The organism is Hafnia alvei (genome assembly GCF_034424155.1).
GTDB classification, from domain to species: domain Bacteria; phylum Pseudomonadota; class Gammaproteobacteria; order Enterobacterales; family Enterobacteriaceae; genus Hafnia; species Hafnia alvei.
Map to the genome: position 1 here is coordinate 1952421 of NZ_CP139992.1, position 15795 is coordinate 1968215.

At 55.6% G+C, this 15795-nt stretch carries 17 protein-coding genes; all 17 read left to right on the forward strand.

What is annotated here, in order from left to right; translation table 11 throughout:
- The first annotated feature begins 1 nt into the window (after window position 1).
- The 17 genes from eutP (at window position 2) to U0008_RS09205 (ending at window position 15786) form a co-directional block, all read left to right on the forward strand.
- Window positions 2-463 (forward strand): EutP/PduV family microcompartment system protein, encoded by a 462-nt coding sequence (gene eutP / locus U0008_RS09125; protein ID WP_046449964.1) that lies wholly within the window; start codon window positions 2-4, stop codon window positions 461-463.
- A complete protein-coding gene (gene eutQ / locus U0008_RS09130; RefSeq protein WP_043492900.1) occupies window positions 463-1215 on the forward strand; it encodes an ethanolamine utilization acetate kinase EutQ in 753 nt (250 codons plus the stop codon). Before eutP ends, eutQ begins: the two co-directional genes overlap by 1 nt.
- Window positions 1216-1252: 37 nt before the next feature.
- Window positions 1253-2107 (forward strand): ethanolamine utilization cob(I)yrinic acid a,c-diamide adenosyltransferase EutT, encoded by an 855-nt coding sequence (gene eutT / locus U0008_RS09135; RefSeq protein ID WP_043492903.1) that lies wholly within the window; start codon window positions 1253-1255, stop codon window positions 2105-2107.
- Window positions 2097-3152 carry a phosphate acetyltransferase gene (pta, locus tag U0008_RS09140; protein WP_051874126.1) on the forward strand — a complete coding sequence of 352 codons (1056 nt, stop codon included), beginning with the start codon at window positions 2097-2099 and terminating at the stop codon, window positions 3150-3152. The genes eutT and pta overlap by 11 nt, the downstream gene beginning before the upstream one ends.
- Window positions 3153-3226: 74 nt before the next feature.
- Complete coding sequence (eutM, locus tag U0008_RS09145; RefSeq protein WP_005189879.1) at window positions 3227-3520, forward strand: ethanolamine utilization microcompartment protein EutM; 294 nt, start codon at window positions 3227-3229, stop codon at window positions 3518-3520.
- Window positions 3521-3656: 136 nt separating this feature from the next.
- Window positions 3657-3944: an ethanolamine utilization microcompartment protein EutN gene (gene eutN, locus U0008_RS09150; RefSeq protein ID WP_025801770.1), complete on the forward strand. Its 288-nt coding sequence runs from the start codon at window positions 3657-3659 to the stop codon at window positions 3942-3944.
- A gap of 194 nt (window positions 3945-4138) precedes the next feature.
- Window positions 4139-5566: an aldehyde dehydrogenase family protein gene (locus tag U0008_RS09155; protein WP_043492906.1), complete on the forward strand. Its 1428-nt coding sequence runs from the start codon at window positions 4139-4141 to the stop codon at window positions 5564-5566.
- A gap of 11 nt (window positions 5567-5577) precedes the next feature.
- Window positions 5578-6420 (forward strand): ethanolamine utilization protein EutJ, encoded by an 843-nt coding sequence (gene eutJ / locus U0008_RS09160; protein ID WP_043492910.1) that lies wholly within the window; start codon window positions 5578-5580, stop codon window positions 6418-6420.
- Window positions 6421-6436: 16 nt separating this feature from the next.
- Window positions 6437-7627, forward strand: a complete 1191-nt coding sequence (locus U0008_RS09165) for an iron-containing alcohol dehydrogenase (RefSeq protein ID WP_043492977.1) — start codon at window positions 6437-6439, stop codon at window positions 7625-7627.
- Window positions 7628-7661: 34 nt separating this feature from the next.
- A complete protein-coding gene (gene eutH, locus U0008_RS09170) occupies window positions 7662-8909 on the forward strand; it encodes an ethanolamine utilization protein EutH (protein WP_025801779.1) in 1248 nt (415 codons plus the stop codon).
- 1 nt (window position 8910) lies between these two features.
- Window positions 8911-10323, forward strand: a complete 1413-nt coding sequence (eutA, locus tag U0008_RS09175) for an ethanolamine ammonia-lyase reactivating factor EutA (RefSeq protein ID WP_043492912.1) — start codon at window positions 8911-8913, stop codon at window positions 10321-10323.
- A 12-nt stretch (window positions 10324-10335) separates the two neighbouring features.
- The gene (locus U0008_RS09180) at window positions 10336-11697 is read left to right on the forward strand and encodes an ethanolamine ammonia-lyase subunit EutB (RefSeq protein ID WP_025801782.1); all 1362 of its coding nucleotides are present in this window, start codon (window positions 10336-10338) and stop codon (window positions 11695-11697) included.
- 18 nt (window positions 11698-11715) lie between these two features.
- On the forward strand, window positions 11716-12597 hold the full coding sequence (eutC, locus tag U0008_RS09185; RefSeq protein WP_327058445.1) for an ethanolamine ammonia-lyase subunit EutC: 882 nt from the start codon (window positions 11716-11718) through the stop codon (window positions 12595-12597).
- Window positions 12598-12608: 11 nt separating this feature from the next.
- The gene (gene eutL, locus U0008_RS09190; protein WP_025801786.1) at window positions 12609-13268 is read left to right on the forward strand and encodes an ethanolamine utilization microcompartment protein EutL; all 660 of its coding nucleotides are present in this window, start codon (window positions 12609-12611) and stop codon (window positions 13266-13268) included.
- Window positions 13269-13280: 12 nt separating this feature from the next.
- The gene (locus tag U0008_RS09195; RefSeq protein WP_043492917.1) at window positions 13281-13847 is read left to right on the forward strand and encodes a BMC domain-containing protein; all 567 of its coding nucleotides are present in this window, start codon (window positions 13281-13283) and stop codon (window positions 13845-13847) included.
- The gene (locus U0008_RS09200; RefSeq protein WP_051874127.1) at window positions 13840-15192 is read left to right on the forward strand and encodes a 4Fe-4S dicluster domain-containing protein; all 1353 of its coding nucleotides are present in this window, start codon (window positions 13840-13842) and stop codon (window positions 15190-15192) included. Before U0008_RS09195 ends, U0008_RS09200 begins: the two co-directional genes overlap by 8 nt.
- Before the next feature lie 6 nt (window positions 15193-15198).
- Window positions 15199-15786 carry a BMC domain-containing protein gene (locus tag U0008_RS09205; protein WP_046449955.1) on the forward strand — a complete coding sequence of 196 codons (588 nt, stop codon included), beginning with the start codon at window positions 15199-15201 and terminating at the stop codon, window positions 15784-15786.
- Window positions 15787-15795 lie beyond the last annotated feature (9 nt).

Consider the following 15795-nt stretch of genomic DNA (forward strand, 5'->3'; position numbering starts at 1 on the left):
GATGACGCGCGCTATTTTTGTGGGCGCGGTCGGCGCCGGGAAAACAACCTTATTTAATGCGCTACAGGGTGATTACTCGCTGGCCAGAAAAACGCAGGCCATTGAGTTTAATAACGAGGGCGATATTGATACCCCCGGAGAATATTTTAGTCACCCACGTCTCTATCACGCGTTAATCAATACGTTAGTTGAGTGCGAATTGCTGATTTATGTTCACGCGGCCAACGATCCTGAATGTCGTATTCCAACAGGATTACTGGATATTTATCCGCGCTTACAGCGCATTGCCGTGATCAGCAAAGCCGATTTGCCCGACGCAGATGTGGCAGGCGTAAAACAGATGCTGGCAGAGGCCGGATTCAAGCCTCCGATGTTCGTGGTGAACAGCCACTCGAGCGACAGCCTAGACGAATTTAAGGCATTTTTGACCGCCCAATACGGTCAGGACAAAAGGGTTAAGTGATGAAAAAACTGATCACGGCGAATGACATTCGCACCGCGCAGGTTCAAGGCCAAAAGAGCATCAACATCGTTTTAGCCGACTACATCGTGACGCCAGAGGCGCGCGTGGTTGCCGAGCAGCTTGGGGTTGAAATCATCGAGCAATTAACGGCGGCACCGTCAACGCCCACATCTGCTGCAAACACGGTCACGGATGTTCAAACTGCTGTGCCGCAAGAGGGCAGCTCGGTCGCAGAGCGCCAGCGTATTCGTGAACACATCTTAGCCCAGTTGCCAGAGGGCAGCGTGACAGAAACACTGCTCGCGCAGCTTATCGAAAAGGTACAGCAAGAACAGCGCGCGCAGAAGCAGCCAGCGGCTGCATCAAATAGCAGCGCCCAGCCGAGCTTTCGCTCAGTGACGGGTAAAGGTGGGGTCAAGGTCGTGGATGGATCTTCCGTAACCTTTGGCCGCTTTGACGGGGCGAAAGAGCATCAGGTCGGGCTGACGGATCTGATCACCGCGCAGGACGGCAGCAGTATGGCCGCGGGATTCATGCAGTGGGAAAACGGTTTTTTCCCTTGGACGCTGAACTACGACGAAGTTGACATGATTTTGGAAGGTGAACTGCATATCCGTCACCAAGGTGAAACGCTGGTAGGCAAAGCGGGCGACGTGATGTTTATCCCGCGCGGTTCGAGCATCGAATTTGGTACCACCAGCTATGTGCGTTTTCTTTACGTGGCTTGGCCCGCTAATTGGCAGGAATGCTAAGAGCCTACTGGGATAGGCCCTAAGCAGGGGGACGATTATGACAACTTTTATCACTGAAGACTGGTTACGAGCCAATCATACCCTGAGCGAAGGGAGCGAAATTCGTTTGCCATCAGATAGTCGCATGACGCCATCGGCGCGTGAGCTGATAGAAGGGCGTCGTCTGTTGGTGAAATTTCAGGACGAGCAAGGGCGCTTATTTGTTGCTGCGTCGCTGGATGAAGATAAAGCGCTGCCCGACTTACAGCCGGTGCATGGGCTGACCAGCCAAGATCGCGCGGCGGCGGCAAGCTGTGAACTTTGCCATCAGGCCGTTGTGGATAAGCCCGATACGCTGACTCACCTTAATGCACAGGTCATGGTCGCTAAAAACGATCCACGTTTGGCGTTTCGTGCTCGCTTGGATGCCAGCATCGCTACCGCCGTCTGGCTGCAAAGTGAACTGAGCGCGATGGCGTCGGCAGCCCACTGGCTGGCTGATATTCGCTCGCTGCTGGGCAACATTATGCGGGCTGATGCCTTGGATATTCCGTTGGCGGTTCAGGAGATTGCCGGGCTGACGGCAGATGAGCTGCATCGCTTATCACACCAGCCGCTGAAATTCCTCGGGCACGATCATATTGTTCCCGACGTAAATCAAGGACGCGACGTTGCGCTGCTGAATTTGCTGCGCGCCTCGGTGCGAGAAACGGAGATCACGGCGGCCAAGGTGTTTATCGGTGCTGATTATCATGTGCAGAAAGCTGATTTGCTACAGGCGCTTAATCGCTTATCCAGCGCCGTATATGTGCTGATGATCCTGTGCGTGCGGCAAAATAGGCACCAAGGCGAATGGCCGAGTGCAGAACAGCTTAAACAATCGATCGCACGCGGAGGCACTCATGCTCATTGATCGCTGCCGCCGCCTAGCGCAGAACCATCCGCGGCGGGTGGTGTTCCCCGATGCCTTGGATAAGCGGGTGCTTGAGGCCGCGCACTATCTATTACATCACGGTTTAGCTCAGCCCATTTTGCTTGCCAACCCTTTTGCCCTGCGCCATTTCGCGCTGAGTCACCGTTTTACGTTGGACGGCATAACGGTGATTGATCCGCACAATGCCGATGATTGGCACAGCGAGTTTTGCCAGCGTCTAACGCAGCGTTTGGGTGAGAAAACGCCCGCTGACTGCGCAGAGAAAATGCGTCAGCCGCTGTGGTTTGCCGCGGCGATGGTGACCGGGGGCAAAGCTGATTTATGCATTGCCGGAAATCTCTCATCAACGGCGGCGGTATTGCGTGCAGGACTGCGGGTTATAGGACTTCAAGCGGGAACACAAACGCTGTCCTCGCTCTTTTTAATGCTGCCGCCTCAGGGCGATCACACGCTGGGATTTGCCGATTGCAGCGTGGTTCCTCAGCCCACGTCGGCGCAGTTGGCGGATATTGCCATCAGCAGCGCGGACACCTATCACGCCATTACGGGCGAAGAACCTCGCGTGGCGATGCTGTCATTTTCCACCCGCGGCAGCGCCAAACATCCGGCGGTGGCTTCAGTACAACAGGCGACGGAGTTGGTTCGTCAGCGCGTACCGGCCTTAACGGTGGACGGCGAAATTCAGTTTGATGCGGCGTTTGTGCCCGATGTTGCACGGCAAAAAGCGCCAGATAGCGTATTAGAAGGGCATGCCAATGTGATGGTATTCCCTTCGCTTGAGGCAGGAAATATCGGCTACAAAATTGCTCAGCGTCTGGGCGGGTATCGTGCTTTAGGACCGTTGATCCAAGGACTTAATGCACCTATGCATGATTTGTCTCGCGGATGTAGCGCGCGTGAAATTATTGAACTGGTGCTGGTGGCGCAAACGCAGTGCACGCCGCCAATTGCGCCAGTCACAGCGAATAAATCGGTAACGCAGCGCCAGCCAGAAATGGCGGCATCTGCAAATGAATTGATGTAGCCCACGCTGCTGCATCAAGTGAAAACGTGGTTATAAAACCGGTCCCAACGGGATCTCATTGAGAGGTATATATCATGGAAGCATTAGGATTGATTGAAACCAAGGGTCTGGTCGCACTGATCGAAGCATCGGATGCCATGGTCAAGGCTGCTCGCGTTAAATTGGTAGGCGTGAAGCAAATTGGCGGCGGTTTGGTGACCGCGATGGTGCGTGGCGATGTGGCAGCGTGTAAAGCGGCCACCGATGCGGGCGCTGCCGCGGCGCAGCGTATCGGCGAGCTGGTTTCTGTGCACGTTATTCCACGCCCGCATGGCGATCTGGAAGAAATTTTCCCTATCAAAATGTCTGGCGATAACCCGCTGGATTAATCGATGTTCGCGTGACGTCGTTATCTGACGTCACGCTATTTTAGCAACACATCATTTTTTGCTGCCTGCGGGCGGTGCGGGACGCTTTTACCCTGCGTTTACCCAAAACGTTTTTAACAGAGCTAAGGAGTTAAACGTGAAATTGGCCGTCGTGATAGGACAGATCGTATGTACCGTGCGGCATCCCGGGCTTGAGCACGACAAGCTGTTGCTGGTTGAGACCATCAACCGACAGGGGGAACCAAGCGGGGAGTGTAGCGTCGCCACCGACAGTATTGGTGCAGGCAACGGCGAATGGGTGCTGGTGGTGGGGGGAAGTTCCGCCCGCCGCGCACAGCACAGCGAGGCGTCACCGGTCGATCTCAGCGTCATTGGCATTGTAGATGAAGCCGTGATGGAGAGTCAGGTGATTTTCCATAAGTAATTTCCCAGCGTGGGTAATGCCGCTCGTTTAAGAGATCGAGATACACGGGTCTAGCACACCGCGGGGCGCTCCGGCAGCTAAAGCTGCTACGACCCCATCGGTGTACTCCCCCTAAAATCGAGCTTAGGTGGCAAGTATTCCTTACCGAGGGTGGCTTAAGTTCAGGCCGTCATAAAACGGGGCGAACAGTGAACATGGATCAGAAAGAAATCGAACAAGTGGTGAAGGCGGTACTCGCTGGAATAGCGTCATCTCCGGCGGTAACGGCTTCGGCACCTAAAACACCCGATACGCACGTGTACGGCGCAGGCATTTTCGCCTCGCTGGACGACGCGGTTTCAGCCGCCAAAACGGCCGTTGCGGGCCTCAAAACCGTAAGCATGCGCAAGATCGCGGTGGACGCTATTCGCCACGCGGCGGAAAAACATGCTCAGGTATTGGCCGAAATGGCCGTAACCGAAACGGGCATGGGACGCGTTGAAGATAAATTTGCTAAAAACGTGGCTCAGGCTCGCGGTACGCCGGGCGTGGAGTGCTTAGCGCCGCAGGTGCTGACCGGTGATAACGGTTTAACGCTGATTGAAAATGCGCCGTGGGGCGTGGTGGCATCCGTCACACCGTCTACCAATCCGGCAGCAACGGTGATCAATAACGCCATCAGCATGATCTCTGCGGGCAACAGCGTGGTTTTCGCACCGCATCCGGCGGCAAAAAAAGTCTCACAGAAAACTATCTCGCTATTAAATGAAGCGGTGGTGGCCGCAGGCGGTCCAGCCAACCTGATGGTGACCGTTGCCAATCCAGACATTGACACCGCGCAGCGCCTGTTTAAATACCCTGGCATCGGTTTGCTGGTGGTGACCGGCGGCGAAGCCGTGGTGGAGTCGGCGCGCAAGCATACCAACAAACGTTTGATCGCCGCAGGCGCGGGTAATCCACCGGTCGTCGTAGATGAAACGGCCGATATTCCTCGTGCGGCACGCGCTATCGTGCACGGTGCTTCTTTTGATAACAACATCATCTGCGCCGATGAAAAAGTGCTGATCGTCGTTGACAGTGTGGCTGACCAGCTTTTGGCTGAAATGAAGCTTCAACATGCGGTGTTACTCAGCTCAGCGCAGGTGGAACAGCTAATGCCTCTGCTGCTGAAAAATATCGATGAGCATGGTAAAGGAACGGTTTGTCGTGACTGGGTTGGCCGCGACGCTGCCAAAATTGCGGCCGCAATTGGGCTGGAAGTGGATGCCAAAACGCGTCTGCTGCTTGCCGAAACCTCGTCTTCGCATCCTTTTGCGGTAACAGAAATGATGATGCCAGTACTGCCTGTGATCCGCGTGGGCAACGTCGAACAGGCGATTGCGCTGGCGGTGAAATTGGAAGGTGGCTGCCACCACACGGCAGCGATGCATTCTCGTCACATTGAAAATCTCAACCAGATGGCCAATGCCATTGATACCAGCATTTTTGTCAAAAACGGGCCTTGTATTGCGGGGCTGGGTCTTGGCGGTGAAGGCTGGACGTCGATGACGATTACTACGCCAACCGGTGAAGGTGTGACTTCCGCCAGAACCTTTGTCCGTCTGCGCCGCTGCGTGCTGGTGGATACATTCCGCATCGTATAACGGAGGCGTCAATGACTCGAACCGCACAGGAATGGCTTCACCCGCGTTTGTTACGTGCCGCCGAACTGCAGCAAGGATCTGCCGCGCCCATTGAAACCGGCCAGCCACTTTGGTTAGGGATTGATTTGGGTACCTGCGACGTGGTGTCGATGGTGGTTGATGCGGACGCGGTTCCCGTCGCGGTGTGTCTGGACTGGGCGGATGTGGTGAGAGATGGCGTGGTATGGGACTTCTTTGGCGCCGTCAATATCGTGCGTCAGCACTTGAACACCTTAGAGGCGCAGTTTGGTCGGCGTTTTGAATGCGCGGCAACCTCATTTCCACCGGGTACCGATCCGCGTATTTCTATCAATGTGCTGGAAGCTGCGGGGCTCACCGTCACCAACGTGATGGATGAACCTACCGCCGTGGCGGACATGATGGGTTTAACCCGTGCGGCAGTGGTGGATATCGGTGGCGGAACCACCGGTATTGCCGTGGTGGCGCAGGGCAAGGTGGTTTACTCCGGTGATGAGGCTACCGGCGGCCATCACATTTCTCTCACGCTAGCGGGAAACCAACGCATTTCGTTAGAAGAGGCTGAGCAAATAAAACGCCAGCGCGGCGCGGAGATTTGGCCTGCGGTGCGTCCGGTTTACGAAAAAATGGCGGATATCGTCGAGCAACATCTGCAAGGGCACCGCGTGGATGAGCTCTGGCTCGCGGGTGGTTCTTGTATGCAGCCAGGGGTTAAGGCGCTATTTGAACAGCGCTTTCCGCAACACCAAATCCATCTGCCACCGCAGTCGATCTTTATGACGCCGCTGGCGATTGCCGCCTGCGGGATCAGCGAAGGGGAAGGGTGCCATGCATAACGCATCATTACAGGAAATGTCACCGGGCGATTTAGTTCAGTCCGCGCTTTATCAGGCCTTGGACATGATGAATGCGCGTCAGGTGCGTGAGTTTGCGGTACCGCCTTCCACTCTAATGGGACCGGGGGCGGTCAGCCGTTGCGGTCAATCTCTGGTGGATCGCGGCATTGAACGCGTTTTTCTGATGGTCGACGGCGGTTTGCATCAGGCTGGCATGACGCAGGTTTTGCTGCGCAGCCTCGAGCAAAGCGGCGTGGCCTATGAGATTTGGGCGTGTCCTCCGGGCGAACCTATCGATACCGATGTTAACGCTGCGGTGACGCAACTGCTACAGGTGCAGTGCGACGGCGTGATTGCGCTGGGCGGCGGCTCGGTGCTGGATGCGGCGAAGGCCACTGCGTTACAGGCGGCTAATCCAACGCTGAATTTTGCCGAGCTTACCCCGTCTTTACGTCTTAAGCGTCGTCTGCCGCTGATCGCCATTCCAACCACCGCCGGAACGGGCTCAGAGGCGACCAACGTTTCAGTCATTATCGCCATGCCTCAGCACCGTAAGCAGGTTTTGGTTCACTCGCTGCTCATTCCTGATATGGCCATTATTGATGCCTGTTTAACGCTGGGCGTGCCGTCGCACGTGACGGCCGCAACCGGTATTGATGCGCTGACTCACGCCATTGAGGCTTATGTTGCCACCAACGTGACGGGGCTGACCCGGGCGCTGGCACATCGCGCAATTACGCTGATTGGTCAGGCATTACCGCAGGCGGTTGGGCAGGGGCAAGATTTGGCGGCGCGCGAGTCGCTGATGATGGCGTCTTACATGGCGGGAATGGCGTTTTCGAATGCGGGTTTGGGTCTGTGTCATGCCTGTGCGCATCAGATTGGCGCGGCGTATGGCATTGCGCACGGCGCGGCGAACGCCATCATGCTGCCGCAGGTGATGGATTTTAATCGCTTGGTGTGCAAAAGAACGTTTGCCGAAATTGGTCATGCCCTAACGCGGGAAACCTGCGACGCGGCAGGCACTATTCGTGCAATTGCGCAGTTGATTGAAGATGTGGGATTGGGCGGCAATCTGGCGAGCTATGGCGGGCAGGAATCTGACTACGCCGAATTCGCCCGTGCAGCATTACAAGACGTGTGCATTCAAAGTAATCCACGCACCGTCACTGAGGCTCAAATTGTGGCGCTGTATCGGGGCTCGTGAGCTGACTTAAACAGGCTTTGAAGGAGAACAGGCTATGGGCATTAACGAAATTATCATGTACATCATGATGATCTTCATGCTGATTGCGGCAGTGGATCGCATATTTACCCAGTTTGGCGGCTCGGAGCAGATTTTAGGCAAAATTGGCCTTGGCTCGGTGGGAAAGAGTATTTCTGGCTCGGGCGGCCAATTCGAAGAAGGCTTTATGGCGATGGGCGCCTTGGGCTTGGCGATGGTGGGGATGACCGCGCTGGCACCGGTGCTGGCGTATTTGCTCGGGCCTATCATTATTCCTCTGTATGAAATGTTGGGGGCGAACCCTTCCATGTTTGCAGGCACTTTGCTGGCCTGTGATATGGGCGGCTTCTTCCTCGCCAAAGAGCTGGCGGGCGGAGACATTGCCGCATGGCTTTACTCCGGCTTGATTCTCGGTTCCATGATGGGGCCAACCATCGTGTTCTCTATCCCCGTGGCGTTGGGGATTATTGAAAAATCCGATCGTCGTTATTTGGCGCTAGGCGTGTTGGCGGGCATTGTCACCATCCCGATTGGCTGTATCGCGGGCGGCTTGGTGGCGATGTATTCCGGCGTGGAAGTGAACGGTCAGCCGGTGGTCTTCACGCTGAGCCTGATCCTGATGAACATGATCCCCGTACTTATCGTGGCGGCGCTGGTCGCGTTGGGATTGAAACTGATCCCCGAAAAAATGATCAACGGTTTCCAGATTTTCGCCAAAATCTTGGTGGCGATTATCACCGTGGGTTTGGCCGCCGCGGTAGCTAAGTTTGCCGTGGGCTGGACGATCATTCCTGGCCTAGACCCTATCTTTATGACCGAAGGCGATAAGCCCGGTCAGGTGATGCGCGCGATTGAAGTGATCGGCTCTATCTCCTGTGTGCTGCTCGGTGCCTATCCAATGGTATTGCTGTTAACCCGTTGGTTTGAAAAACCGTTAATGCGCGTTGGGGGCGTTTTGCGGATTAACAATATGGCCGCCGGTGGCATGGTTGCCACGCTGGCTAACAACATCCCGATGTTTGGCATGATGAAACAAATGGATGCGCGCGGCAAAGTGATCAACTGTGCGTTTGCGGTATCCGCCGCCTTTGCGCTGGGCGACCACCTCGGTTTTGCCGCAGCGAATATGCCTAGCATGATTTTCCCGATGATCGTCGGCAAGTTAGTCGGTGGGGTGACGGCTATCGGCGTTGCCATGATGCTGGTGCCGAAAGGGGAAGATGTCGCCGTTAACGCTGAGCAACCTGTGTCTGAGGAGGCCTAGCGTGAAAACTCTCGAACTGCTTAGCGTTGGTATTGATATTGGCACCACCACAACTCAGGTGATCTTCTCGCGCCTGTCGTTGGTGAACCGTGCGTCCATTTCTCAGGTGCCTCGCTATGAGTTCGTGAAGCGCGAGATTATCTGGCAAAGCCCGGTGTTGTTTACCCCGGTCGATTTTGCCGGTTTTCTGCGGGAAGAAGAGTTGCTGGCTCTGGTGCTCGCCCAGTATCAGGCCGCAGGCATTGCGCCCGAAACCATAGACTCCGGTGCCATTATTATCACCGGTGAAACGGCCAAAACCCGTAATGCACGCCCGGCGATTGTATCGCTTTCTCAGCGGCTGGGTGATTTTGTGGTGGCCACCGCGGGGCCGCATTTAGAGTCGATTATTGCCGGTTTTGGCTCGGGGGCGCAGGCCTTATCAGAGCAAAAAATGGCGCGGGTTTTAAACATTGATATCGGCGGTGGCACGGCAAACTACGCGCTGTTTGAAGCGGGGCGGGTAGTCAGCTCCGCCTGCTTAAACGTGGGGGGGCGGTTGATTGAAACCAGCACCGACGGTCGCGTACTGCGTGCCCATCCGGCGGGGCAATGGATCGCGGACTCTCTGTTTGGCGAAGGGGTTAACGTAACGAGCCTGACGCGAGCACAGCTTGAACAGGTTGCCGCCCGCATGGCGCAACTGTTGTTAGAAGTTTTCAATGGCGCACCTTCTCAGTTAGCGCAACGCTTACTGATGACCGATGCGCTCCCCGCCTGTGATTCGCTGTATGCCTTAACGCTTTCGGGCGGGGTGGGCGAGTGTTTTCGCACGGACGACAACAGCAATCCATTCCGGTTTGGCGATATCGGCCCGCTGCTGGCGCAGGCTATTCATCTCGATGCGGGATTTGCCGCGCTGCCGGTGCAGGTACCGAATCAAACCGTGCGTGCCACCGTCATTGGCGCTGGCGCACACACGCTTTCTCTTTCTGGCAGCACCATCTGGCTGGATGGCCTGTCTCTACCCATTCGCAATATTCCGGTTGTTCATCCTGACGCCAGTCATGCGACCTCGCTGGTAGAGGCGTGGTTGCAGGCGCTCACTCAAATGGATTTGCAGCCACAGCACGATCTCTATGCATTGGCGTTGCCTACCGAGCTGCCTGTGAACTACGCCTCGGTACAGCACTGTATCGACGCCTTGCAGGAATTCAGTACCCGCTTTTCGAATCCGCACCCGCTGTTGGTCGTTGCCTGTCAAGATTTTGGCAAGGCTTTGGGCATGCTGCTGCGGCCGATGATGGCACAACGTCAGCTGGCGGTGATCGATGAAGTGATCACACGAACCGGCGATTACATCGATATCGGCACACCGCTTTTTGGCGGCGCAGTGGTGCCGGTCACCGTCAAGTCACTGGCTTTTCCTTCTTAAGGGAATTTGTTTATGAAACTAAAAACACAGCTATTCGGTAAGTCGTATCAGTTCAAGGATGTGAAGCAGGTCTTGGCAAAAGCCAATGAACTGCGTTCGGGGGATGTGTTAGCTGGCGTGGTGGCGGAGAGTTCGCAAGAGCGCGTCGCGGCCAAGCAGGTGCTGTCAGAGATGACGATTGCGGATATCCGCATGAATCCGGTGATCCCGTATGAAGAAGACTGCGTTACGCGCATTATTCAAGATGACATCAATGAAACCGCTTATGCCCGAGTGAAAAACTGGAGCATCAGCGAGCTGCGCGAATACATTTTGGATGATGAAACCAGCGTGGATGATATCGCGTTTCTACGCAAAGGGATCAGCTCCGAAGTGGTGGCTGCGGTGGCTAAAATTTGCTCCAACGCTGATTTAATCTACGGTGCCAAAAAGATGCCGGTGATTAAGAAAGCCAATACCACCATCGGTATTCCCGGTACTTTTAGCGCGCGTTTGCAACCGAACGATACGCGCGACGATGTGCAGAGCATTGTGGCGCAGATTTATGAAGGGCTCTCATTTGGGCTGGGCGATGCGGTGATCGGGGTGAACCCCGTGACCGACGACGTCGATAACCTGAGCCGCGTGCTAGACACCATTTACGGCGTCATCGATAAGTTTTCTATTCCAACCCAAGGCTGCGTGCTGGCGCATGTAACGACGCAAATCGAAGCGATTAAGCGCGGTGCGCCGGGCGGTCTGATTTTCCAAAGTATCTGCGGCAGTGAAAAAGGGCTGAAAGAGTTTGGCGTTGAGCTGGCGATGCTCGATGAAGCGCGCGCAGTCGGCGCGGAATATAACCGGATTGCCGGTAGCAACTGTCTCTATTTCGAAACTGGGCAAGGCTCAGCGCTGTCGGCTGGCGCTAACTTTGGTGCCGATCAGGTCACCATGGAAGCGCGTAACTACGGTTTAGCGCATCACTACGATCCGTTCATTGTGAATACCGTAGTGGGCTTTATCGGGCCTGAGTATTTGTACAACGATCGCCAGATTATTCGTGCCGGTTTGGAAGACCACTTCATGGGCAAACTGAGCGGAATTTCTATGGGCTGCGACTGCTGCTACACCAACCATGCAGATGCCGATCAGAACCTGAACGAAAACCTGATGATCCTGCTGGCGACCGCCGGATGTAACTACATCATGGGGATGCCGTTGGGTGACGACATCATGCTCAACTACCAGACTACGGCATTCCACGACACGGCGACGGTGCGTCAGCTGTTGAACCTGCGTCCATCGCCGGAGTTTGAGCGTTGGCTCGAAACCATGGGGCTGATGGCGAATGGCCGTTTGACCGCCCGCGCCGGTGATCCGTCGCTCTTTTTCTGATTTCTGAGGTAAATCATCATGGATCAAAAACAAATAGAAGAGATTGTGCGCAGCGTGATGCCGCGTATGGCGCAGCCAGAAGCCAGCGCGCAATCGGCCGCCAGTGAGGTGATATCGGGCGCGGAGAGCGGCGAATGTTGTTCGGTCGATCTCGGTTCTGACGAGGCCAAACAGTGGATCGGCGTTAAAAACCCGCATCGCTTAGACGTGCTGCAAGAACTGCGGGCGAGCACCGCGGCGCGTGTGTGTACCGGTCGTGCGGGCCCTCGACCACGTACTCAGGCGCTGCTGCGTTTTCTGGCTGACCATTCACGCTCCAAAGATACGGTACTCAAAGAGGTGCCGCCGGAGTGGGTACAAAAGCATGGTTTGTTGGAAGTGCAGTCGGAGATCAGCGACAAAAATCTGTATCTCACCCGTCCCGATATGGGGCGACGCCTTAGCGCGAATGCCATTGAAACATTGAAAACCCAGTGCAAAGCCAATCCAGATGTTCAGGTAGTGATTTCTGACGGTTTATCGACCGATGCGATTACCGCTAACTATGACGAGATCCTTCCTCCGCTGCTGAAAGGATTAGAGCTGGCAGGGATGAACGTGGGTACGCCGTTCTTTGTGCGCTACGGGCGAGTGAAAATAGAAGATCAGATTGGCGAGTTACTGGGCGCAAAAGTGGTGATTTTGCTGGTGGGGGAACGTCCTGGCTTGGGGCAGTCAGAAAGCCTGTCCTGCTATGCGGTCTATTCACCACGCATGGCTACCACGGTAGAAGCCGATCGTACCTGCATTTCAAATATCCATCGTGGCGGCACACCTCCGGTTGAAGCTGCAGCGGTGATTGTGGATTTGGCCAAACGGATGCTGGAGCAGAAAGCCTCTGGTATTTCGATGACGCGTTAAGGAGTAAGCACATGCCAGCATTAGATTTGATTAAACCGAGCGTCAAAGCAATGAGGGTGATTGCCGCGCTGCAGGAAGATTTCCGCCGTGAGCTGAAGCTGCCGTCGCATATCCGCAGCCTTGGCCTGATGACCGTGGACTCTGACGATGTGGCCTATATTGCCGCCGATGAAGCCACCAAACAGGCTCAGGTTGAAGTTGTTTATGGCCGTTCTTTGTACGCGGGTGCCGCGCACTCGCCGTCACCGTCTTCGGGTGAGGTGATTATTATGCTCGGCGGGCCAAACCCTGCCGAGGTGCGCGCTGGTTTAGATGCGATGTTTGCGATGATCGAACAAGGACCGGCGTTTCAGTGGGCCAGCGATGCCGAAGATACGGCGTTTCTGGCGCACGTGGTTTCGCGCACCGGTTCTTATCTGTCGGGTTCTTCCGGCATTCGGTTGGGCGATCCGTTGGCGTATTTGGTTGCACCGCCGCTAGAAGCCACCTTTGGCATTGATGCGGCGCTGAAAGCCGCCGATGTGCAACTGGTGACCTATGTTGCACCGCCGTCAGAAACCAACTATTCCGCCGCGTTTTTAAGCGGCAGTCAGGCGGCGTGTAAAGCGGCGTGTAATGCGTTTAGCGAAGCGGTATTGGAAATAGCACGCTGTCCTATTCAGCGCGCTTAACGGAGGATGGCCATGATCAACGCGCTAGGGTTACTGGAAGTTTCAGGTTTGGTGGCGGGCATTGACGCCGCTGACGCCATGCTGAAAGCGGCTCAGGTTCGGGTTCTCAATCATGAAGTGGTTGATCCGGGGCTGGTGACGCTGGTTATTGAAGGCGATCTGGCGGCTTGCCGTGCGGCATTGGATGCTGGCGCGGCGGCAGCCAGCCGAACCGGCATGGTGATTAGTCGCAAAGAGATTGGCCGTCCCGACCCTGATACTGAATGGTTAATTTTAGGGCTAAGAGGCTTAGCGCCAACATCATCCCCTGCGCCTGAAGCTGCACCAGCAGCGAAAATAGCGCCGCCAGTGCTGACTGAAACCGAGTCTTCTGACGATGAGAGTGTGTCTATAGAAGCCTGGCTTGCGGAGATCGCCAGCCATGCCCAAGGTATGACCGCGGGTGAAATGGCCGCTCGTTTTCAACTGAGCTTGAAGCAGACAAGACATACGCTAGAAGCGCTACTGCGGGAAGGCAAATTGCGTAAGCGAGGGAGTCGCTATCGTATAAAAGTGGCGAAGGAGGAGGGGCATGAATAACCCGAGCCAAATGCGCATGACGTTAATGCCCGAGGAGATCCGTGCTCGGGTGGCAGCGGCGGGTGTGGTGGGATCGGGCGGAGCTGGCTTTCCGACTCACGTTAAACTTCAGGCGCAGGCGGAGATTTATTTAGTTAACGCCGCGGAATGTGAGCCGCTGTTACAGGTCGATCAGCAACTGGTTGCTCAGTCGGCGGCACGTTTGCTGCGTGGTCTGCAATATGCCATGTGTGCCACGGGGGCCTCCGAGGGCATCGTGGCGATTAAACGTAAATATCACGCCGCCATCGAGGCGTTAACGCCGTTGCTGCCAACCGGAATCCGTTTGCATATCTTGCCGGATGTCTATCCAGCAGGTGATGAAGTGATCACTATTTGGCTGGCAACCGGACGACGCGTTCCGCCTGCGTCGCTGCCGCTGTCGGTTGGCGTGGTGGTCAACAATGTGCAAACGCTGCTGAACGTTGCCGCGGCGGTGGAAACACAAACGGCGGTGACTCAACGTACCTTAACCATCAACGGCGCGGTGGCCGAACCGATAACGCTCACGCTGCCGTTGGGAACGTCACTTCGCGAAGCGCTGGCGTTGGCCGGTGGTGTAACCGTTGCCAATCCTGCCTTTATCAACGGCGGCCCGATGATGGGGCGCTTGTTGGCATCGCTGGATGAGCCAATTACGAAAACCACCGGTGGATTGCTGGTTCTCCCGAACGATCATCTGTTGATAGAACGCCGAATGCGCAGTGAGCGGACGGTGCTCAATCAAGCGAAAACGGTATGTGAACAGTGTGGAATGTGCACCGAACTGTGTCCTCGCCATCTAATTGGTCATGAACTGCCGCCGCATTTGATTGTGCGTTCGGTGAGCTATGGGCATATCGCTTCGCTGTCGTCTGTAACGGCGGCGTTAACCTGCTCGGAGTGCGGCGTTTGTGAGGCGTGGTCATGTCCGGTAGAGATCTCCCCGATGCGAATTAATCAATTACTTAAGGCTGAGCTGCGTGCCAACGGCGTTCGCTATCAAGGTGAATTAGGCCCGGTTTCGCCGATGGCAGAATATCGGCTGTTGCCAGTGAAACGGCTGGTGGCGCGTTTGGGGCTGACGCCATTTATGCATAAAGCGCCGATGCAAGAGATAGCGTGGCAGCCTGAACGGGTTGAACTGATGCTTAATCAGCATATTGGCGCGCCAGCCTCACCTTGTGTCGAGCTGGGTCAGCGCGTTGCGCAAGGTGAGTGCATTGCGCAGATGCAGAATGGGGCATTGGGTGCAGCGCTGCACGCCAGTATTGCCGGCGTGGTTAGCCAAGTGGGTTCACGCAGTATCACGTTGGTGAGGGAGTAGCGAGAGATGGTATCGCAGAGCAGGACTATCACAGGGGTTAAAACCTATAACGCTATCGGGATGGTTGAGTTGTCGAGCATTGCTAAGGGGATGCAGGTGACGGACTTCATGCTGAAAAGTGCCAACGTCGGTTTGTTAATGGCCAAGACCGTTTGCCCCGGAAAATATGTGGTGATGGTGGGAGGGGATGTTGCTGCCGTGACGCAGGCGATAAATACCGGTGAACAGCAGGGCGGTACGTTGCTGGTGGACAGTTTTTTGCTGGCGAATGTACACCCTGACGTCTTGCCCGCGATCAGCGGCGTGACTGACATGCCCGACAAACAGGCGGTGGGCGTGGTGGAAACCTTCAGCGTGGCGGCCTGTATTGAAGCGGCTGATTGTGCAGTTAAAACCGCAAACATCACACTAATTCGTCTGCATATGGCGTACGGTATTGGCGGGAAATGTTATGTGGTGATGAGTGGCGATGTGGCTGACGTTACCACGGCCACGCAGTCGGCAAGTGAATCAGCAGGAGAAAAAGGCGCGCTGGTATACAGCATGGTGGTGCCTAACCCACATCCAGAATTCTGGCAGCAACTGATGAGTTAACGCGTGGTT